Genomic DNA, 18,509 nt, shown 5'->3' on the forward strand with positions numbered 1-18,509 from the left:
GCCGCGAACGTTGACGACGATCGAACAACCGCTTCCGGGGCCGACCGACCGCCGGACGCGACCGTCGACCGTCGGCCGCCACCAGCTGTCAAGAGGGCTGTCATGAGAGAACGTGGAACCGTCCACATCGCGTTCACCCCACACGCACCAGGAGCCCCACTGGGCTCCGTCCCGGCCCCCACCACCCCCACCGCCGGGCCGGGCGACGGCACCGTCGCCTTCTACGCCTGGACCGTCCGCCAGGACCGGCCCGCACCGGTCCGGCCCGTGCCCGGGCAGTCGTGGCGGGCCGAGCAGTCGTGGACGGCCGCGCAGGCGGTCCACGGGCGGCCGGAGACCGGCGCACCCGCCGTACGGCCGGAGGAGGTGCCGCCGGGCCACGGCGCCGTGCACGCGATCGTCGGCGACCGGCTGCTGCGGGCCCGCCGGGAGGTCGTCCTCTGCTGCCCCGGCGGCGACCCGACGGCGGCGGCGCTGGCCGACCTGGTCGTGGCCGAACTGCCGCGCACCGACCCCGCGCTGCGGGTCCGGATCGTCCACCAGCACCCCGCGCGCTTCCACCTGCCCACCCAGCGCCAGGCCCGGGCCGCGGAACGGGCCGGCGCCGAGGTGCGGACCACCGGGGAGAGCTGCGGCCCGCTGCTGGTCGTCGACCGGGAGAGCGCCTTCCTGCCGGAGCGGGGACGGACCGACGGGCTCGTCCTGGTGGACCAGCCGTCGGTGGTGGCCCACCTGGCCGACTCCTTCGAGACGCTCTGGCACCAGGGCGAGGCCTTCCGCAGCGGCCCGGCCGCCGCCCGCGCCGTCTCGGACGAGCTCCGGACGACGATCCTGCGGCTGCTCGCCGACGGCCTGAAGGACGAGGTCATCGCCCGCCGGCTCGGGCTCTCGCTGCGCAACTGCCGACGGCACATCGCCGGCCTCTACAGCTCCCTGGGCGCGGACAGCCGCTTCCAGGCGGGTGTGCTGGCGGAGCGTCACGGCCTCACCGGGACGGCGGCGGCCGCCGCCGTCGCCACCGGAGGCCGCTGACGGCCGGCCCGGGTGCGCCGGCGACACGCCCGGCGTCACACCGCCGTCACGTTCACCCCGGATACTCGGACGGGCCCACCGCCCGCGCCCCGTACGACGGAGGACCCGCCTGTGACCGCCGGCCCCGACCGCCCCACCTTCCTGCTGGTCCACGGCGCCTGGCACGGCGCCTGGTGCTGGGACCCCCTGCGCGCCGCCCTCGCCGCCGACGGCTGGCGCTCCCACGCCGTGGACCTGCCGAGCTCCGCCGCCCACCCCGAGGGCACCCGGTCGGCGGGCCTGCTGGAGGACGCCGCCGTGATCCGCGACCACCTGCGGCGGATTGACGGCCCGGTGGTGACGGTCGCCCACTCCTACGGCGGCGCCCCCGCCACCGAGGCCGTCGCGGGCGCCGCCAACGTGGTGCGGGCGGTGTACGTCTCCGCCTTCCAACTGGACGTGGGCGAGAGCACGTTCTCCTTCCTGGGGATTCCCTCACCGGAGGACGACACGGGCCACACCCCGCCGGACGTCGCCCATGCCCGCCAGGAGTACTACGCCGACGTGCCCGCCGACGTCGCCGACCGCGCGGTGGCCCGGCTGAGCCCGCAGAGCGTCCGGTCCTTCACCGAGCCGGTGACCACGGCGGGCTGGCGCACGGTGCCCTCCAGCTACGTCGTCTGCGACCAGGACCAGGCCCTCGACCTGTCCCAGCAGCACCGGCTCGCCGCCCGCGCCGACACCGTCCACCGGCTGCCCAGCAGCCACTCCCCGTTCCTGTCCATGCCCGGGGAGCTCGCCGCCCTGCTGGCCCGGATCGCCGGCTCCGCCACACCCTCGGCCTGACGTCAATCCCCTTGTTGACAAGGGGTGTTGGCGGACACGCCAGGGTGGTCCGGCTCGTGCCGGACCACCCCGCCACGGCCCTCGCCGGTCAGCCCGCCTCGGTGCGCGGCTCCAGCCGGGTACCCGTCCGGAGGGTGATCGACATCAGGTCGCTGGGGGCGTCGAGTTCCAACCGGTGCCAGCGGCCCCGGGGCACGATCGCGGCGGTGCCCGCCGTCAGCCGCACCATCGACTCGGCCTCGCCGGGCTCACCGGCCTCGCTGGGCTCGACCGGGCGGAGGAAGAGCCGGACGCCGCCGGCCAGACAGCAGACCGCCTCCTCGGCCTCGGGGTGCATCTCCCAGTGGTCGGCGTGGACCTCGGCGTCGCTCTCCACGTGGAAGGTCGCGATCTGCCAGGCCCCGGCGTCGCCGCCGGTCATCCGCCGCCCGGTGGCCCGGACGTCGCCGTCGGGGTGGATGTGCAGGGCCGAGGAGAACAGGTCCACGGCCTCGATCGGAGTGGTCGTCATGAGCGGGTTCCTTCCAGTCGGTTCTCCGCGCGGTTCCGCGCGGAGCTTTCTGCCGGGCCCTCCGCTACGGGGGTGAGCGGGTCGGGGAGGCCCGGCGCCTCCGGCCGCCGCCGGGGCAGCACGGCGGCCGCCACCAGCGCGGCGAGGACGAAGAGCCCGGCGGTGACGGCCAGTCCGGTGGCGTAGCCGTCGTTGAGGGCGACGGGGTCGGTGGCGCCGCCGGTGCGGTGCGCGGCGACGGTGGCCAGGGCCGCCAGGCCGACGCAGCCGCCGAGTTGGCGCGAGCTGTTGAGCAGGCCGGAGGCCATCCCGGCCTCGCGGGCGGCCACACCGGTGGTCCCGGCGGCGGCGACCGGGGCCAGGACCAGTCCGGTGCCGACGCTGGTGACCAGCGACGGGCCGAGGACGTCGGTGAGGAAGCCGCCGTCCGGGCTGATCAGCGCGAACCAGGCCAGGCCCGCGGCGGCCAGCACGGCCCCGGGCACCAGGGCGGCCCGCGGAGTGCGGCGCGCGACGACGCGGGTGGCGAGCACGGTGCCCGCGACCAGTCCGGCCGAGAAGGGCAGGAAGGCGAGGCCGGTGGCGGCGGCACCCAGGCCCAGGACCTGCTGGAGGTAGAGCGAGACGAAGTAGAAGGCGGTGAACTGCCCGGCTGCGGCCAGGAACACCAGCACGTTGGCACCGGCCACCCAGCGGCTGCGCAGCAGGCCGAGGCGGAGCAGCGGCGCGGCGGTCCTGGCCTCGGTGACGGCGAAGGCGGCCAACAGGGCGCCGGCGGCGGCGAGCGTCCCCAGGGTGGCCGGGGCGCCCCACCCCCGGACGTCGGTACGGACCACGCCGAACACCAGCAGCCCGATCCCGGCGGTCGCGAGGACGGCGCCGAGCACGTCCGGCCGCCCCCGCCTCACCGGCCGTACGGACCGCTCGGGCCGCGCCTCGGCGGGCAGCAGGGCGAGCGCCGTCGCCACGACGGGCAGGTTGACCAGCATGACCCAGCGCCAGCTCGCGTACTCGGTCAGCAGCCCGCCCGCCAGCACCCCCAGGGCGCCGCCGGCGGCGTTCGTCGCGCTCCACACGCCGAGCGCGCGCACCCGCCCGGGCCCTTCGGTGAACGTGGTGGTGAGCATCGCGAGCGCGGCCGGGGCGGCCGCCGCGGCGCCCACACCCTGCCCGGCGCGGGCGGCGACCAGCTGCCAGGGCTCCTGGGCCAGCCCGCCGCCGAGCGAGCAGAGGCCGAAGACGGCCAGGCCGAGCAGGAGCAGCCGGCGCCGTCCGTACAGGTCGCTCGCGCGTCCGCCGAGCAGCAGGAGCCCGCCGAAGGTGAGCGCGTAGACGTGCACGACCCAGGAGAGGTCGAGCGGGGCGAATCCCAGGTCGGTCCGGATCGCGGGCAGGGCGACGTTGACCACCGACATGTCCAGGGCGAAGACGAACTGGGCGACGGCCACCGCCGCCAGCACCCGGCCGGGGCGCCCCCGTGAGTTTTTGTACATGTATAGAAAGTAACCCCGGGCGATCCCCACTGTCGAGTCCCGGGTGATGATGGGGGCATGCAGCAGCCCTCCACCCCGCCGTCCGCCACCCCCCAGTCGGCCGGAGCGCAGCCCGCCGCGCGGCGCAAGGCCACCGGTCGGCCTCCCCGCATCTCCCGGGAGGAGGTCGTCACGGCGGCCCGCCGGATCGTGGACGAGGAGGGCGTCGAGCGGCTGACCATGCGCCGCCTGGCCGCCGAGGTCGGCAGCACGCCGATGGCGCTCTACCACCACGTCCGCGACAAGGAGGAGCTGCTCGTCCTGCTGCTGGACGACTACGCCGCGCGGACACTGCGACCGACCGCGCTCCCGGCCGAGCCGCGCGCACGGGTCGTCGCCGCGGCGGCCGCCATCCACGAGGCGCTCGCCGCCTGCCCGTGGATCGTGGAGGTGCTGACCGGGGACAGCCTGATGTCCGCCCACTCGCTCTGGTTCGTCGAGCAGATCGTCGACGGCCTGGTGGCCTGCGGCCTGTCCCCGGAACGGGCCGTCCAGGGCTACCGCGCCATCTGGTACTACACGGCCGGCGAGATCATGGTCCGCACGTCGACGGCCCGCCGCCGGCCCGCCGACGACCGCCCGACCCACCGTCAGCAGGTCTTCGCCGACCTCGACCCGGAGCAACTCCCCCGTCTGGCCGGGCTCGCGGACCGCTGGGCGCCGCTCACCGCCCAGGACACCTACCGGGACGGCCTCGACGCCCTGGTGGACGGCCTGCTCGCGGCCCGCTGAGCGGCCGCGCCGGCGTCCGCACCCCGGTTACCCCCCGACCAGCGCCCCGGCTACTTCCCGACCACCAGGCGGCCGATCGTCCGGCCGAGGAGGCGGGGCGCCAGGCGCCGGGCGGTCCACATCGCGCGGGTGCCGCGCCCGGGGAAGGCCCACAGCCGACCGCGCGCCAGGGCGCGGTCCATCGAGTCCAGGACCGCTTCGGTGCTCAACCCGCGGACCCGACCCATCAGTTCGGGGGAGTCGTCGCGCATCCGGTCCAGCATCGGGGTCTCCACCGCGGGCGGGCAGACGCACACGACCTGGATCCGGTCCTTCCGGTGCTCGGCCGCGACGGTCTCGGCCAGGAAGTGGACCGCCGCCTTCGCCGCCCCGTACGCCCCGCCCATCGGCACCGGCACCCAGCCCGCGATCGAACCGAGGATGACCACCTGGCCCCCGCCCCGGGCGGCCATGGCGGGGACGACGGCGTGCACCAGGCGGAGCGTGCCGCCGTACACGGTGTCCATCACCCGGAGGGTGTCGGCCGCGTCCCGGTCCAACAACCGGCCCATCGCGCCGACGCCCACGCAGTGCACCAGCCGCCGGGGCGGGCCCAGTTCGCGGCCGACGTCCCGGACCACGGCGGCGACCGCCGTACGGTCCGTGACGTCGCAGACGAACGGGCGCGCCCCGGGAGCCTCCCGCACCAGCCCCTCCAGACCGGCCGCGTCGACGTCGACCGCCGCGACCGCCCAGCCCGCCCGGGCCAGCCGCAGCGCCGCCGCCCGGCCGATCCCGCTGGCGGCACCGGTGACGATCGCCACCTCTCCCGGTACGGACGCCATCTGTCACGCTCCCAAGGCCGCGAGGAGTACCGGACACGCTCCCGGCGCCGGAGGCCGGCCTCCCCCATCTCCCGCGCCGACCGGTGCCTACCCGGTCGATGCCCCGCCAACTCCCCTCCCCCGAAGGAACATCGACCTCAACCGTTGCCGAAGAAGCCGAGCGCCCCCGCCCCGCACACCCCGCCGACCCCCATGAACACCGGGGTCAGCACCTTGATCTCCACCCAGCTGCCGGCCCGGAACCGCATGCCCTTCGGCGGCCCGATCGGGTACCAGCGCCGGCGTCCGATCGGGATCGGCCACAGCACCGGGCAGCCCGAGACGGTCAGCGCGTCGCCCAGGCAGTGCACCAGCGCGCCGAGCGCGATCGGCAGCCCGATCCAGAGGTACTGCTGCCCGGGCTCCTCGAACAGCCACTGCGAGCCGTTGCCGGGCTTGTCGAGGACCTCCGCGAGCATCCACGCGCTGGTCGCCCCCAGCAGCCACACCAGGACGTCGCTGGAGACCCGGGCGTGCCGCCACAGCAGTCCCTCGATCGCCAGCACCATGTGCACGAACAGCACCACCAGCACGCCCCAGCGGCCGCCGTACACGGCCACCGCCGCCGCGCCCGCCCCGCACAGCACCGCCCAGAGCCAGGTGTGCGTCAGCGTCCGGTGGCCGCCCGAGCGCCGCGGGTCGCCCTTGCCGCGGGTGGCCTTGTACACCGCGTACGAGAGGTTGTCGATCACCTCGCAGAGCGCCCGGGACACCGGCCCGAACGCCCTGGATATCGTCGCCGCCTTGTGGTCCAGGTCGGGCGCCAGGGCCGCGCCCGCACAGATCAGCGCCCCCGCGAGCAGGACCGGCCAGGGCATCGGCTCCCCCATCCCGGCCGCCGCCGCGCCCACCCCCAGCCAAGCGGCCGCACCCGACAGCGAATGCGCCGGTCCCATCATGTCCGTACACCACCGATCCTCATCAGTTCCGTCCTCACCGCGAGGACCTGAGTTCACGGCAGCCTATCCGTCCAAGATCACCGGGCCCGCGCCCGTCCCGTGCGCCCCCACCCCGGCGCGAGCCCTCCAGCCCGCGCCGGTCAGGCCAGGGCCTTCTCCAGCGCGGCGAGGTAACTGCGCATCAGGTGGTCGCGGATGCCCTCGCCGTCCGGGGAGAACGCCGCGGCTCCCAGGCCCTTGGCCCGGTCGGTCAGCGCGGAGACCAGCGGGACCTTCTCCTGGACGCGGCCCGCGGAGTCGATGTGGCGCAGCGCCTCGACGTGGGTGAAGGCGGGCTCCGGGGGCAGCTCGGGGACGATGTCGTTGCCGTGCACGAAGCGGTAGGTGCGCCCGCGCAGGCCCTTGTCGTACGCGGCGGCGAGCAGCCGGTCGCAGGTCCGGGGCTGGCCGTAGGTGTAGACGCCGTCGGCCGCCAGGCTCGGCTCCTCCAGGTCGAGCCGGGCGGCGGCGAGCATGGCGAGGGCGCCGCCGAGGCTGTGGCCGGTGAACCACACGGTCTGGTCGCCGGTCCGCAGGTCGGAGAGGGCCTTGGCGACGTCCGGGTAGACGGATTCGAGGGCCTCGGCGAAGCCGTAGTGGACGTAGCCCGTCCGGGCGGGGCCCGGCCAGGGCGGGGTGGTGGAGTCGGTGAGCCAGTCGCGGATCTGCGCGGGCTCGGTGCCGCGGAACGCGGTGACGATCATGTTGTCGCCGGCCATGGTGTAGGCCTGGGTGTCCTGCAGCGGGAACGGCGGGGTGAAGCGCGTCTGGTGGTGGCGCACGGCGTCGAAGCCCCAGGTGCGGGCCTGCTCCTCGATCGCGGCCTCGTCCTGGTAGGCGAGTTCGGCGGCCTTGGCCAGCCAGTACGCGTGCGGGAGGCTGTAGCCGGTGGCGTGCTGGTCGAAGTCGGTGGGGACGGCCATGGGGGCGACTCCTGTCGGGTCGACGGAAGGGACGGCGGGCCTGCCCCAGGGCCCGGCCGACGCCCTCCACCGGGCGCGCACCGTAACGCCCTGGCGACCAAGGGTGACGCTACCGCCCGCGCGGTTCGTGGGCGACCGGGCACACCGCCGCCCGCCTTCCCTCCCCGGGCACCCACCAGCGGTGACACCCTCCCGTCCGACCCCCGTCAGCTCGCGGGCCGGGCGGCCCCGGCCAGGGTGGTGTCCAGCCAGTCGAAGGCCACCTGGTGGAGGCGGAACATGGCGCCCATGTGGCAGTGCTCGCCCGCGCCCTCGGCCTCGGGCAGGGTGACGAGCGTGTGCGGGCAGGTCAGCGCGGCCTGGACCTGCTGGGGCTGGCCGCGGAAGAACTGGTCGTTCTCGGCGTCCAGGACGAGGGTGGGGCAGTCGATGAGCCGGGCGACGCCGTCGAGGGTGTAGTCGGCGGTACGGCGGATGTAGTCCGCCACCGACGCGGCGCCGAACGTCCACACCCCGTTGCGCAGCGCCCAGCGCACCTGGGTGCTCACCTGCATGAACAGGCCCATGACTGGCTCCACGAGGTCGTCCCGGCCGGCCTCGATCCACTCGCGGAGGAACGGCGGCAGGAACCGGTCGTGGGCCTCCCGGTAGTTGCAGAGGCCGTCGTCCAACACCAGGGCGGCCAGGCGGTGTTCGTGGGCGGCGGCGCGGGCGGCCAGGTAGCCGCCGAGGCTGTACCCGAACAGGACCAGCCCGTCGGCGGCGATCTCGGGGCAGGTCAGCGCGTAGTCGACCACCGGGGTCACCACGGCCTCCCAGTCCGGCCGGAAGACCAGCTGCTGCTCGCGCAGCACCGCGCCCTGGCCCGGCCCGTCGTAGGCGAGGACGTTGTAGCCGCGGCGCAGCGCGGCCGCGGCGACGGCGAAGTACGCCTCCTCCAGCGTCGAGTCGAAGCCGCTGGTGAACAGGACGGTGGGGCGCTGGGCGCCGGAGTCGTCGACGAGGAACAGGTAGCCGGGCAGGTGCGCGCCCTCGTAGGGAATGGCCACGGCCTCGACGGGGGTGTCCATCAGGGCCGCCGCGGCGGCGAAGGTCTCCCGGGAGAGGGCGGACAGGCCCTTGGCCTCGGGGTCGTTCGCGGGGTCGTCGCGGCGGTAGAACTCGGCGGTGCGGTAGTAGTTCGACGCGCGCAGCAGGGCCTCGCGGGCGCTGACCCGGTGCCCGGCCGCCAGGGCGCGGCTGCCGATGCCGTGGACGCGCTCCGCGGTGGCCTTCCACTCGCGCAGCCAGGCCTCCTCGTCGCCCTCGCCGATGTTCCGGGCGGTGGCCACGACCTCGCCCAGGTCGGCGCCGCCGTAGGCGGCGAATCCGGCCGCCCGAAGCGTCTCGAAGGAGAAGGACTCGTCCTCGAAGAGGAATCGCATGGTGCACTCCCGGGGTCTTGGCGAGACGGAACTGTTCCGTCTCGTCTATGACGCTAGCCCTCACCCAGTCGAGACGCAAGCGTTCCGCCTGATGTAGGTTCGGAGCATGCCCAGCACCCCCGCGCCCCGGCCGGCCTCCGACACCTCCGCCGCCCCCGACGCCGCCACGCCCCCCGCACGCCGGACGCCCGGCGGGCCGGTGCTCCAGGACTCCGTGACCGAGGCGATCGCGGCCGCCTTCTTCGAGGAACTGGCGGCCGTCGGCTACGCCCGGCTCTCCCTGGAGACGGTCGCCAAGCGGGCCGGTGCGGGCAAGGCCGCCATCTACCGCCGCTGGCCGTCCAAGCTCGACATGACCGTCGCCCTGATCCGCGCCGTGGCCGTGGACGCCTCCGAGATCAAGGACACCGGCACCCTGCGCGGCGACGTCCTCGCCTTCCTCACCGCGACCGCGGACGCGCTGCGCCACCCGCTCCCAGCGAAGATCATCCCCGACCTGCTCGCCGAAGCCGTCCGCACCCCCGAACTCGCACAGGTACTGCTGACCGCCGTCCGCGACCCCCGCCGCAGCAAGGCCACGGACCTACTGGAACGAGCGGTCGACCGCGGCGAACTCCCCGCCGACCTCGACCGCGAACTCGCCCTCGACCTCCTCGCCGGCCCGCTGTACTGGCGCCTCGCCGTCGTCCACACGGCGACCGCCCCCGACTACCTCGACCGCCTCACCGACAAGCTCCTCGCCGCCTTCGCCGCCTGACCGCCGATACACCGTCGAGGCGCTCGCACACCAGACCCGCACCGGCCTCCACCGACCCCCGAACCACCAGCGGCCATGGCGGCCCCCCTGCACCCACGACCCGCCACAGCCGCCGTCAGCCCGCCTCGGCCCGCCGCGCGATCCGTTCCCGTGCCGCGACCGCCCGCACGTCCTCATACCCGTCCAGCAGTGCGAGCGCCTCCGTCCGGTGCCGCCGGGCGGCCTCCGGCTCCTCCGCGGACACCGTCGCCGCCAGGGCGTCGAGGGCGAGCGCCTCGTGCCAGCGGTCGCCGAGTTCGTGGTGGGCGGTGGCGGCCCGGCGGAGGAAGGCGGCGGCCTCGGCGTGACGGCCGAGGCCGCGGTAGGTCTCGCCCGCGCCGTACCAGGCGAGGGCCTCGCGGCTGCGGTCGCCGAGGCGGCGGTGGAGGACGGCGGCGCGCTGGTAGGAGTCGAGGGCGTCGGCGGATTGGCCGTCGGCCCGCTGGGCGTCGCCGAGGGTGAGGAGCCAGAAGCCCTCCAGGCGGTGGTCGCGGAGGTTCAGGGCGATGTCGAGTGCCGCGTGCGCCGAGGCGAGTGCGCCGGCCTGGTCGCCGCCCTCGCGTCGGATGTCGCTCAGCAGGCGCAGGGCGTTTCCCTCCCCGCGCTGGTTCTTCAGCGCGCGGTGGGCGGCCAGCGCCTGCCCGACGGCGGTCGCGGCCTCGGGGAGGCGTCCGGCGCGGTAGTGGGTGCTGGCGAGGTTGGCGAGCGTGGTGGCCTCCCACTGGGCCTCGCCCAACGGCCGGAAGGCGGCGAGGGCCTGCTCGAAGTACTGTGCGGCGTCTTCCAGTTGCCGGCCGTGCAGGTGGACGAGTCCCAGCAGGTTGAGCGAGTGCGCCTCGTCGAGCACGTCGCCGCGTTCGCGCCAGAGCGCCAGGGCTCTGCGGTGGCACTCCAGGCTGTCGCCGAGGGAGTTGACCCGGGTGTGCCCCATACCGAGGTCGGTGAGCAGCAGGGCGCGGGCCGCGGTGTCGTCCAGGCGTTCGGCGGCCGCCAGTCCGAGCCGGCCCGCCGGGAGCCAGTCCGCCCCGGGGGCGGAGGGTGCCTGGGCGTTCCAGAGGACGGCGGCCAGCTGCCAGGTCCGCCGGTCCTCGCCCGCGGCGGAGGCGGCGTGGACGGTCTGGAGGAGGTTGACACGTTCGCGCTCGGCCCAGTCCACGGCGGCGTTGTAGTCGGCGAAGGCCGCCGGCCGGACTCCGTCGGACACCGGGTCGAGCGGTAGCCGGGCCTCGGCCGGCCGCAGCCACCGCTGGGCGGCGTCGGCGGTGTACAGGTACCAGTCGAGCACCCGGCGCAGGGCCGACTGGCGCTGTGCGGGGGTCTCTTCATGCTGGGCCTGGTCGGTGGCGTAGGCGCGCAGGAGGTCGTGGAACTGGTAGCGGTCGGGTGCGCTCTGCTCGACGAGGTGGGCGCCGACGAGGGAGTCGAGGAGTTGCCGGGTCCGGCTGGGGGTGAGGTGGGCGAGGGCGGCCGCGGCGTGGAGCCCGAAGTCGGGGCCGGGGTGGAGGCCGAGGAGCCGGAACAGGCGGGCGACCGGGTCGGGCAGGGCCCGGTAGGACCAGGCGAAGACCGTACGGACGGCGTCGGCGTCCTCGTCGTCGCCCACGCTGAGGGCGTCCCAGAGCGCGGACTCGTCACGGAGGTCGTTGATCAGGTCGTCCAGACCCATGTGCGGCAGGCTGGCGGCGCGTTCGGCCGCGATGCGCAGGGCCAGCGGCAGTTGGGCGCAGAGACGGGCCAGTTCGGTGAGCTTCGCCGGGTCGTCCTCGGACCGGTGCCCGGCCGTGACGGCCCGCAGCAGGGCGACGGCCTCGGCCTCGGGCAGGGTCCGCAGGGTGAGCCGGCGGGCGCCGTCGCGTACGGCGAGACCGGACAGTCGGCTGCGGCTGGTGACCAGGACGAGGCTTCCGGCACTGCCGGGCAGGAGCGGCCTGACCTGCTGCGCGCTGGCGGCGTTGTCGAGGACCACCAGGACGCGGCGCTCGGCGAGGAGGGAGCGGTAGAGGGCGGCCGCCGCGTCGGGATCGGGCGGGACGGCCTGAACGGCGACGCCGAGGGAGGTCAGGAAGCGGTGGAGGGCCTCCTGGGCGGTGACGGGCCGGCCCGGATCGTAGCCGCGGAGGTTGACGTACAACTGGCCGTCGGGGAAGCGGTGCCGGGCCTGGTGGGCCCAGTGCAGGGCGAGCGAGGTCTTCCCCGCGCCGGCGGTTCCGGCGATGACGACGACGGCAGCGGCGGAGTCGGGGTTCGGGTCATCGCCGGCCAGGGCATCGTTCAGCTGCTGGAGTTCGACCGTACGGTTGACGAAGCCGCGTACGTCGGCGGGCAGTTGGCGCGGAGTCGGGGTGCTGTTCGGCCGGTCGGGTCCGCCGTGGAAGTGGATGCCTCCGCTGACGTCCCTGGCCTGGACCACGTCCTGGGCGGAGGACCCGGACACGGTGGAGCGCGTGCTTCCGGGGTCGCCGGTGGACCCGACGTGCTCGTCTGCCACTGCGCTCCGTTTCCTATGCGGGTGGGAGGAGGTGTGCGGCTTCACGTTCGAAGTACGCCAGAACGTCTTCGCCCACCCTGTGGAGATCCGCGAGATATCCCTCCCACCGGAGGACGAGATCGGGATCGGTGTACCTGATCGCACCGGCCGGAATTCCCGCCTCCGAATACCGCACCTGATAGAGCGTACGGCCGCCGAGAACGACGATTTCCGGCAGCTGCCCGAATTCCTCGGAATCGGCCAGTTCCGCGGCGTCGACCATACGGACGCGCTCCCCGCATTCGGCTCGGATCCGCAGCGAGTGCAGCTGCCAGCGCAGGTAGTCCGTCCACGGCCGCTCGACCACCCGCACCCGGTGGAAGAAGGACCGCCGCGCCGCGTCCTCCCGCCCGATCGCGAGCAGCGCCGGGCGCCGGTCCTCCAGGAGTCGCAGCGCCTCGCCCCAGTCGCCGCGCCGGGCGGCCTCCCAGCTCGGACTGTCCTGCTCCTCGAAGTACTGGCGACGCTCCAACTTCCACGAGTCCCGGCCGCGGATCAGCGCGTCCCGCTCGCGGAAGTCACGCTTGTAGTCGTCCCGGGCGAGGAGCTCGCCCCACTCGGGCCGCAGCTCGGGGGCGTTCCGATCAGGCATCCGGGATGTCCGCCTTCGCCGTGCTCACCATGAGGCCGGGGATGACGACGAGCCGCTCACCCGGACCCAGGACGACGCCTTCGGGAAGCCGCCCGCGGTAGTCCTCCGTGAGATCGCGACCGATGACGGCGACATCGCCGTTCGAGAGCTGCCAGATGTCCGGGCATTCGTCCTTTCCGTCGGACGATCCCAGTTCCTTGGCGGATTTCCCGAGGCGTTTCTGCAACGAAGCGGAAGGATCGGCTTCCCATCGGCGAGCCATGCCTGCCCCCATTGGTATTGCTCTCGGCGCGGAACCATGGTTGCCGCATCTTACACCTGGTGGGGAGTCGGGAGAATGTTCAGTACATTCGCCATGTACTCCTAAATGATCACCATCGCGGGCACATCGGTCCCCTGTGCGACAGAAACTCCGGGCACGTGGGCGTCGCGCGTCGCCTCAGGGCGTGCGCGTCCCGTCGAGGTAGGCGAGGACGGCGAGGACGCGGCGGTTGTCGTCGTCGGAGGCGCCGAGGTTGAGCTTGGCGAAGATGTTGGAGGTGTGCTTGCTGACGGCACCCTCGCTGAAGTGCAGCCGTTGGGCGATGGCGGCGTTGGAGCGGCCTTCGGCCATCATGGCGAGGACGTCGCGTTCGCGCGGGGTGAGGAGGGCGAGGGGCTGGTCGTCGGCGTTGCGGGCGAGGAGGCGGGAGATGACCTGGGGGTCCATGACGGTGCCGCCGGCGGCGACGGTGTGGACGGCGTCGACGAACTGGTCGGCCTTGGAGACGCGGTCCTTGAGGAGGTAGCCGACGCCGCCGGTGCCGTCGGCGATCAGCTCCCGCGCGTAGAGCTGTTCGACGTGCTGGGAGAGGACGAGGACCGGCAGGCCGGGCCGTTCGCGGCGGGCGGCGAGCGCGACCTGGAGTCCCTCGTCGGTGTACGTGGGGGGCAGGCGGACGTCGACCACCGCGATGTCGGGGCGGTGTTCGGCGATGGCGGCGGCCAGTTCGGGGCCGCTCTCCACCGCTGCGACGATCTCGTGTCCGTGGGCACTGAGCAGCAGGGAGAGGCCGTCCCTCAGCAGGACGAGGTCCTCGGCGAGGACAACACGCACGGTAGCTCCATGATCAGCCTGGTCGGACCCCCCGGGGGGCTGGTCAGCGTGAGCGTACCGTCGAACGCGGCCAGTCTGCGCCGGATGCCCCGCAGGCCGCTGCCCCCGTCGGGGTCGGCGCCGCCGCGGCCGTCGTCGGTGACTTCGGCGCGGAGCAGTCCGGCGGCGTGGGTGAGGTGCACGGTGGCGTGCCGGGCTTCGCCGTGCTTGACGGCGTTGGTGAGCGCCTCGCTGACGGCGAAGTAGACCGCCGACTCCACCGGCGCCTCCGCCCGTCCGGGCAGTTCGGCCCGGACCTCGACCTTCAGCGGGACGTCCAGTGCCAGCGCCCGTACGCCTTCGACGAGGCCGCGTTCGGCGAGCACCGGCGGGTGGATGCCGCGGACCAGGTCGCGCAGTTCCTGGAGCGCCTGGGTGACGTTCTCCTGGGCGTCCGTCGCCACCTGCTTCGCCTGGCCCGGGTCGCGGTCGACCAGTGCCGCGACCGCGCCGAGGCGCAGGCTCACCGCGACCAGTCGGGCCTGCGCGCCGTCGTGCAGGTCCCGTTCGATCCGGCGCAGTTCGGCGGCCTGGGCCTCGGTGGCGTCCAGCCGGATCTCGGTGAGCTGTTCGACCCGCCGGGCGAGCCGGGAGCGTTCGGTGGGGCCGAGGAGGGCGCGGGTCCACCGGCCGTGCAGGCGCAGCGCGGGCCGGGCGAGGGCGAGTCCGGCGGCGATCGACACCGGGCCGAGGAGGCCGAGGAACAGCGCGACCGGGCCGCCGAACGGCAGGTCGTACGGCAACGGCGCCTGGACCATCCCGTACAGGCCGGCGCCGACCAGCAGCACGGGCGCGGCCGCGATGCCGCCGCCGACCAGCGGGTCGGCGAGCACCCAGAGGACGTCGCGCCAGGTCGCCGGGTCGGTCCAGAGCCAGCGGACGTCGAGGGACATGCCGGCGAACCAGCGGTTCCGGTGGTAGTCGTGGCCGGTCCAGTACCAGCCGTGGAGGGTGCGTTCCAGGGCCGGGCGCGGCCGGTACGGCGGCGGTACGGGCACCTGCGACCAGTGGCCGGCCGCCCACCGGGCGGCTCCGGCGGCGGAGCGGACCATCCGGGTGGCGGTCGGGAAGAACGGGAAGATCCCGAGGCAGCCCCAGATCACGAACGACAGCAGGAAGGCCGCCGTCAGCCCCACCCCGACCGGTATCAGCAGCGTGAAGGCGGCGAGCCGCCCGAGCGCCCGTACGGCGGCGCGCAGCTCGCGGGCGACGCCGCGGCCCGGTTCGGCGGTGTCCGGCTCACGGGCGGCTGGGGTCTGCGGGCTGCTCACGGGGCCTCCGGTCGGATTCGGTCGCACGGGCCGTTCATGATCGCAGCCGTCCGCTCGGACGTCCCCCCGGGCACCACCCCCCGCTGACCGCGAGTCAGCCGGCACACCCCCAGCACGAACCCGACCGCCACCGGCAGGTACCGGGCCAGGAACCAGCTCCGATTGGCCGGCGCGAAGACCGACCTCCCAGCGCCACCGCGCCCCGAACCGCTTGCGCAACCCCGACAGCCGCAACACCGGAACCCCCGCCCCGCGCGCACCGTTCCGTACACCTCGCCCTCCCCGCATCACACGCCCGCCCGCAACCTCGGACGGCACACGCTCAACGCTAGGGACGGCGGCGCGACGGCAGAATCCACCTGCACCCCGGCCAGGGGTGGGGCTGGACCCACCCCGCCCCCAGCCCGCCGACGACGCCGGACACGGTGAACACTCAACAGCGTCCTTCTGGCACTCCGCCGGATCAGCCGGACCCGCCGGCAGCTCTGAGCCCGGAACACCGCGTGATCCTCCTCGTCACGCGGCCTCGACCTTGACCATCGCGTCGCCGGCAGCGGCCGCCTGGGCGAAGTAGTCCTTCAGCGCGCGCAGGTCGGCGCTCAAGTCACCGGCCCACGCCTCGGACCACGGGGTCGCGAACCCGAGCGACGCGACCTCGCCCGCCAGCACGGCGTCCACGGTCCCCACCAACTCGTCGACGCCCACCGCGTCCAGGAAAGCCGACGCCGTCCGCACCTCATCGGGTCGAAGCACCCAGACCGCCATCTCACCGAACTCTGCGTCGCAGTCGGGATCTCCCTCGACGGCCGTCCGTTCCTCACCACCGAACACCGGCAGTTGGGCCGCTCTCAAGTCCGGGCCCGCACCGCCGACCGCCTTCATCAAGGCGACGTGCATCAGGTATCCGTTGCGCTCCACGGCCAGCACCGCACCGGCCGCGTACAGAGGGCCGAAGTCGTCATCGGACCAGCCGGGCACCAGGGCGCGGAGCTCCGTCGGCGACAGTTCGTCCAGCACCGTTCCGTCCACCCGCCGCCAGAAGAAGTCCACACTCATGCCCCGCACCCGTCCTGCTCTTCGCCACCTGGACGGCCTCCGATATCCGTCTCGCCGTCAGGTTAGGCGGACCCTCCGACAGCCACCGCCGTGGAAAACCGGGCACCATGGACGGACTACCCGAGAGCCCGGAACTGCGGGCGTTCCTGGAGTCGCTGCGCCACGGTGCGGTCCTGTCCGGCACCGTCGCGGCGATCGAACGGTTCGGCGCGTTCGGCGCGTTCGTCGAGATCGCCGACGGGATCGAGGGGCTGGTCCCTCAGCGGGACCTCGCCTCGCCAGCGGTCCGGGTCGGTGACGAACTCACGGTCCTCGTCAGCGAGGTCGACCGGCAGCGCCGCCGCCTCCTGCTCTCCCCGGCGGGCCTCGAACACGGGAGCCGGTGACTCAGACCCAGGGTGCCCCGCCCCGACCGTCCGCCCACAGGGCGAGCGCCCGCTGGTCGACGGCGCGGATGCCGACCTGGGCGCAGAACGCGGCGGCGGCCTTGGTGAAGGAGCTGGTCGTCACCACGGCGGCCAGGTCGCAGTGGTGCACATCGCGGTAGGTGCCGTTGACCTTCTGGACGTCCTGGGAGCCGACGAACGTCCTCGGCCCGTACCGCTTGGCCTGGATGAGGATCCGCTGCCCGGCGGGGGTGGTGGCGAGGACGTCCGCCGCGAGGTCGCCGGCCCCGCCGACCACCTTCACCTTCGTGCAGCCGTCCCGGCGGCACAGGTCGGCCAGCGCGTGCTCGAAGGCCTTCGGGGTCATCGCCAGGAACGGCCCGATGTGCCGCAGTCGGGCGGTCCGCGCGTCCAGTTCCCGCTGCCGGGCCCGCACCCGCGAGCGCAGCACGGCGGCGCCCGCTCCCGCACCGACGATGAGGAACGCGGCGACCAGCAGCAGGTGTTGGGCCAGCCACTGGACCACCATCGTGCCCAGCACGACCGCGACCAGCGCGGCCGCCCCCAGCAGCGGCGTGTTCTGCTTCAACCGGCGGGCGACGGTCGACCGACGTCGCCGAACAGGCCTACGGGCCACGGCACTCCCCCTCACGCCACGGTGTCCGGACGAGCCTAGGAGCAGCCGTCGCCGCACGCCCGCGATCCGGACGAACTCCTGCGCCTGGGCGGCCGAGTTGACCGGATTTCGGCATCGGCGGCCGAACCGTCCCCTTCAGTGGCTGCCCCCGTGCCTGCGGGGAGGACGCCCTCCGACCTGCACCGCACTACAGCCTTTGCCATTTCTTGACTATGCTGCGGTGCCGAGGCCGCCGGGTCGGGCGGCGTCATGGGACGTGCCCGTCGCGCGGTCGTGCCATGCCTCCAGTGGCGATGGACCGCTGCGGTCCGGGCTCCCCGGGCGTCGCAGTACAGAACACCGAACTCCCGGAAGGCTCCCCACCATGACCGCTCTCTCCTGGCTGTCGCGGGCTGCGACGACCGTGCTGCTGATCCTGGAGACGGTGGCGGTGGTGATGTTCTTCTGCATCGCGGTCCCGCTGTTCTACAACGGGATCGGGTTCGAGGACGAGGTGGCGCCGAAGCCGCAGTGGGTGCCGTACGTGATGGGGGCCGCCGGGTTCGCGATGGCCGGGGTCAACGCGTTGGCGGTGCGCGGGGTCTGGCGCCCGCGGCCCGGCTGGAGGCTCCTGGCGGCGGCGGCCGGGGTGCAGGTGCTGCTGCTGGCGTTCACCGCGCTGTCGGGCGAGTACCTGTTCGGGATCTTCGCGGCGGCGGCGCTGCCTGCACTGGGCTCGGTGGCCGCGTTCGCGCACTGGAGCGGCCTCCGCCGAGCCGACGCGAGGGCCGACGCGGGAACCGACGCGATGGCCGACGCGGGCTGACGGGGCCGCCGCGGGCCGCCGGACGCCGCACGGGCCGACGGAGCCGGCTCACCCCGCCCCGCCCCTCCCTCGCGCGCGTTCCTCGACGTACTCCTTGAACCGCCTCAGGTCCCCTTTCACCCGCCGGTCGACCTCGCCCCGGACGTCGGCGGCCTTCTCCCCCGGGCCCGCGGGCCGGAGGTCGACGGCGAGGGTGACCCGGGTGTGGCCCGGGTCGAGCCGCCGGAAGGTCACCACCTCCTTCCGCTCGGCCTCGCCGTCCATGCCCCGCCAGGCGATCAGCTCCTCCGGTTCCTGGTCGACGATCTCGGTGTCGAACTCGCGGGTGACGCCGTCGATGCTGGTCTGCCAGTGGTTGTGTCGGCTGTCGAGCCGGCTCACCGAGTCGACGCCCTCCATGAAGCGCGGGAACTCCTCGGCGAGCGTCCACTGGTTGTAGGCGGCGTGCAGGGGGACGGCCACGTCCACGGATTCCTTCACCATGCTCATGACGACCTCCTCGTACGGCGCGGCCGGGGCCTTCC

At 74.2% G+C, this 18,509-nt stretch carries 20 protein-coding genes; 6 read left to right on the top strand and 14 right to left on the bottom strand.

The features are described 5' to 3' along the window. Positions 1-102 precede the first annotated feature (102 nt). Together AMK13_RS36850 and AMK13_RS36855 are read left to right on the top strand one after the other, a co-directional pair. Positions 103-1,032 (top strand): helix-turn-helix transcriptional regulator, encoded by a 930-nt coding sequence (locus AMK13_RS36850; protein ID WP_074005929.1) that lies wholly within the window; start codon positions 103-105, stop codon positions 1,030-1,032. A 111-nt stretch (positions 1,033-1,143) separates the two neighbouring features. Continuing rightward, complete coding sequence (locus AMK13_RS36855) at positions 1,144-1,857, top strand: alpha/beta fold hydrolase (protein ID WP_074005930.1); 714 nt, start codon at positions 1,144-1,146, stop codon at positions 1,855-1,857. Between the two features lie 88 nt (positions 1,858-1,945). On the opposite strand, the gene AMK13_RS36860 is transcribed toward AMK13_RS36855, so the two are convergent. Together AMK13_RS36860 and AMK13_RS36865 are read right to left on the bottom strand one after the other, a co-directional pair. Continuing rightward, on the bottom strand, positions 1,946-2,368 hold the full coding sequence (locus tag AMK13_RS36860; protein ID WP_074005931.1) for a cupin: 423 nt from the start codon (positions 2,366-2,368) through the stop codon (positions 1,946-1,948). Next, entirely contained in the window at positions 2,365-3,861 is a 1,497-nt protein-coding gene (locus AMK13_RS36865; protein WP_074005932.1) for an MFS transporter, read from the bottom strand. Before AMK13_RS36865 ends, AMK13_RS36860 begins: the two co-directional genes overlap by 4 nt. A gap of 57 nt (positions 3,862-3,918) precedes the next feature. On the opposite strand from AMK13_RS36865, the gene AMK13_RS36870 reads away from it, so the two are divergent. After that, positions 3,919-4,632, top strand: coding sequence for a TetR/AcrR family transcriptional regulator (locus AMK13_RS36870; RefSeq protein ID WP_074005933.1), 714 nt, complete (start codon positions 3,919-3,921; stop codon positions 4,630-4,632). Between the two features lie 50 nt (positions 4,633-4,682). On the opposite strand, the gene AMK13_RS36875 is transcribed toward AMK13_RS36870, so the two are convergent. The 4 genes from AMK13_RS36875 to AMK13_RS36890 form a co-directional block, all read right to left on the bottom strand. Next, a complete protein-coding gene (locus tag AMK13_RS36875) occupies positions 4,683-5,456 on the bottom strand; it encodes an SDR family NAD(P)-dependent oxidoreductase (RefSeq protein WP_074005934.1) in 774 nt (257 codons plus the stop codon). 137 nt (positions 5,457-5,593) lie between these two features. Continuing rightward, complete coding sequence (locus tag AMK13_RS36880) at positions 5,594-6,394, bottom strand: metal-dependent hydrolase (RefSeq protein ID WP_049650939.1); 801 nt, start codon at positions 6,392-6,394, stop codon at positions 5,594-5,596. A gap of 140 nt (positions 6,395-6,534) precedes the next feature. Then, the gene (locus tag AMK13_RS36885) at positions 6,535-7,356 is read right to left on the bottom strand and encodes a lipase family protein (RefSeq protein ID WP_074005935.1); all 822 of its coding nucleotides are present in this window, start codon (positions 7,354-7,356) and stop codon (positions 6,535-6,537) included. Between the two features lie 206 nt (positions 7,357-7,562). Then, positions 7,563-8,780: an alpha/beta hydrolase family protein gene (locus tag AMK13_RS36890; protein WP_074005936.1), complete on the bottom strand. Its 1,218-nt coding sequence runs from the start codon at positions 8,778-8,780 to the stop codon at positions 7,563-7,565. 106 nt (positions 8,781-8,886) lie between these two features. Between AMK13_RS36890 and AMK13_RS36895 the strand changes: the two genes are divergently transcribed. After that, on the top strand, positions 8,887-9,537 hold the full coding sequence (locus AMK13_RS36895; RefSeq protein WP_079272854.1) for a TetR-like C-terminal domain-containing protein: 651 nt from the start codon (positions 8,887-8,889) through the stop codon (positions 9,535-9,537). 115 nt (positions 9,538-9,652) lie between these two features. On the opposite strand, the gene AMK13_RS36900 is transcribed toward AMK13_RS36895, so the two are convergent. The 6 genes from AMK13_RS36900 to AMK13_RS36925 form a co-directional block, all read right to left on the bottom strand. Further along, complete coding sequence (locus AMK13_RS36900; protein ID WP_338016382.1) at positions 9,653-12,064, bottom strand: ATP-binding protein; 2,412 nt, start codon at positions 12,062-12,064, stop codon at positions 9,653-9,655. A gap of 13 nt (positions 12,065-12,077) precedes the next feature. Next, positions 12,078-12,695, bottom strand: a complete 618-nt coding sequence (locus AMK13_RS36905; protein ID WP_074005937.1) for a DUF6879 family protein — start codon at positions 12,693-12,695, stop codon at positions 12,078-12,080. After that, positions 12,688-12,957, bottom strand: a complete 270-nt coding sequence (locus AMK13_RS36910) for a hypothetical protein (RefSeq protein WP_049650950.1) — start codon at positions 12,955-12,957, stop codon at positions 12,688-12,690. The genes AMK13_RS36905 and AMK13_RS36910 overlap by 8 nt, the downstream gene beginning before the upstream one ends. Before the next feature lie 177 nt (positions 12,958-13,134). Beyond that, positions 13,135-13,791, bottom strand: coding sequence for a LuxR C-terminal-related transcriptional regulator (locus tag AMK13_RS36915; RefSeq protein ID WP_049650944.1), 657 nt, complete (start codon positions 13,789-13,791; stop codon positions 13,135-13,137). Beyond that, the gene (locus AMK13_RS36920) at positions 13,755-15,101 is read right to left on the bottom strand and encodes a sensor histidine kinase (protein ID WP_241853194.1); all 1,347 of its coding nucleotides are present in this window, start codon (positions 15,099-15,101) and stop codon (positions 13,755-13,757) included. Before AMK13_RS36920 ends, AMK13_RS36915 begins: the two co-directional genes overlap by 37 nt. Positions 15,102-15,617: 516 nt before the next feature. Beyond that, positions 15,618-16,157 (bottom strand): hypothetical protein, encoded by a 540-nt coding sequence (locus tag AMK13_RS36925; protein ID WP_074005938.1) that lies wholly within the window; start codon positions 16,155-16,157, stop codon positions 15,618-15,620. A gap of 107 nt (positions 16,158-16,264) precedes the next feature. Between AMK13_RS36925 and AMK13_RS36930 the strand changes: the two genes are divergently transcribed. Then, positions 16,265-16,543: a S1 RNA-binding domain-containing protein gene (locus tag AMK13_RS36930; RefSeq protein ID WP_074005939.1), complete on the top strand. Its 279-nt coding sequence runs from the start codon at positions 16,265-16,267 to the stop codon at positions 16,541-16,543. Position 16,544: 1 nt separating this feature from the next. Here the strand turns inward: AMK13_RS36930 and AMK13_RS36935 are convergent, their stop codons facing one another. Further along, entirely contained in the window at positions 16,545-17,132 is a 588-nt protein-coding gene (locus AMK13_RS36935; protein ID WP_074005940.1) for a restriction endonuclease, read from the bottom strand. Between the two features lie 412 nt (positions 17,133-17,544). On the opposite strand from AMK13_RS36935, the gene AMK13_RS36940 reads away from it, so the two are divergent. Beyond that, positions 17,545-17,985, top strand: a complete 441-nt coding sequence (locus AMK13_RS36940) for a hypothetical protein (protein WP_074005941.1) — start codon at positions 17,545-17,547, stop codon at positions 17,983-17,985. A 48-nt stretch (positions 17,986-18,033) separates the two neighbouring features. Here the strand turns inward: AMK13_RS36940 and AMK13_RS36945 are convergent, their stop codons facing one another. After that, positions 18,034-18,474, bottom strand: coding sequence for an SRPBCC family protein (locus AMK13_RS36945; protein ID WP_049650946.1), 441 nt, complete (start codon positions 18,472-18,474; stop codon positions 18,034-18,036). Positions 18,475-18,509 lie beyond the last annotated feature (35 nt).

Source organism: Streptomyces sp. CB02056, assembly GCF_001905545.1.
Taxonomy (GTDB): domain Bacteria; phylum Actinomycetota; class Actinomycetes; order Streptomycetales; family Streptomycetaceae; genus Kitasatospora.

Coding starts and splice junctions, on each gene's coding strand:
- AMK13_RS36850 (WP_074005929.1), top strand. CDS start 103: ATGAGAGAACGTGGAACCGTCCACATCGCGTTCACCCCACACGCACCA.
- AMK13_RS36860 (WP_074005931.1), bottom strand. CDS start 2,368: ATGACGACCACTCCGATCGAGGCCGTGGACCTGTTCTCCTCGGCCCTG.
- AMK13_RS36865 (WP_074005932.1), bottom strand. CDS start 3,861: ATGTACAAAAACTCACGGGGGCGCCCCGGCCGGGTGCTGGCGGCGGTG.
- AMK13_RS36870 (WP_074005933.1), top strand. CDS start 3,919: ATGCAGCAGCCCTCCACCCCGCCGTCCGCCACCCCCCAGTCGGCCGGA.
- AMK13_RS36875 (WP_074005934.1), bottom strand. CDS start 5,456: ATGGCGTCCGTACCGGGAGAGGTGGCGATCGTCACCGGTGCCGCCAGC.
- AMK13_RS36880 (WP_049650939.1), bottom strand. CDS start 6,394: ATGATGGGACCGGCGCATTCGCTGTCGGGTGCGGCCGCTTGGCTGGGG.
- AMK13_RS36885 (WP_074005935.1), bottom strand. CDS start 7,356: ATGGCCGTCCCCACCGACTTCGACCAGCACGCCACCGGCTACAGCCTC.
- AMK13_RS36890 (WP_074005936.1), bottom strand. CDS start 8,780: ATGCGATTCCTCTTCGAGGACGAGTCCTTCTCCTTCGAGACGCTTCGG.
- AMK13_RS36895 (WP_079272854.1), top strand. CDS start 8,887: ATGCCCAGCACCCCCGCGCCCCGGCCGGCCTCCGACACCTCCGCCGCC.
- AMK13_RS36905 (WP_074005937.1), bottom strand. CDS start 12,695: ATGCCTGATCGGAACGCCCCCGAGCTGCGGCCCGAGTGGGGCGAGCTC.
- AMK13_RS36910 (WP_049650950.1), bottom strand. CDS start 12,957: ATGGCTCGCCGATGGGAAGCCGATCCTTCCGCTTCGTTGCAGAAACGC.
- AMK13_RS36925 (WP_074005938.1), bottom strand. CDS start 16,157: ATGAGTGTGGACTTCTTCTGGCGGCGGGTGGACGGAACGGTGCTGGAC.
- AMK13_RS36930 (WP_074005939.1), top strand. CDS start 16,265: ATGGACGGACTACCCGAGAGCCCGGAACTGCGGGCGTTCCTGGAGTCG.
- AMK13_RS36940 (WP_074005941.1), top strand. CDS start 17,545: ATGACCGCTCTCTCCTGGCTGTCGCGGGCTGCGACGACCGTGCTGCTG.
- AMK13_RS36945 (WP_049650946.1), bottom strand. CDS start 18,474: ATGAGCATGGTGAAGGAATCCGTGGACGTGGCCGTCCCCCTGCACGCC.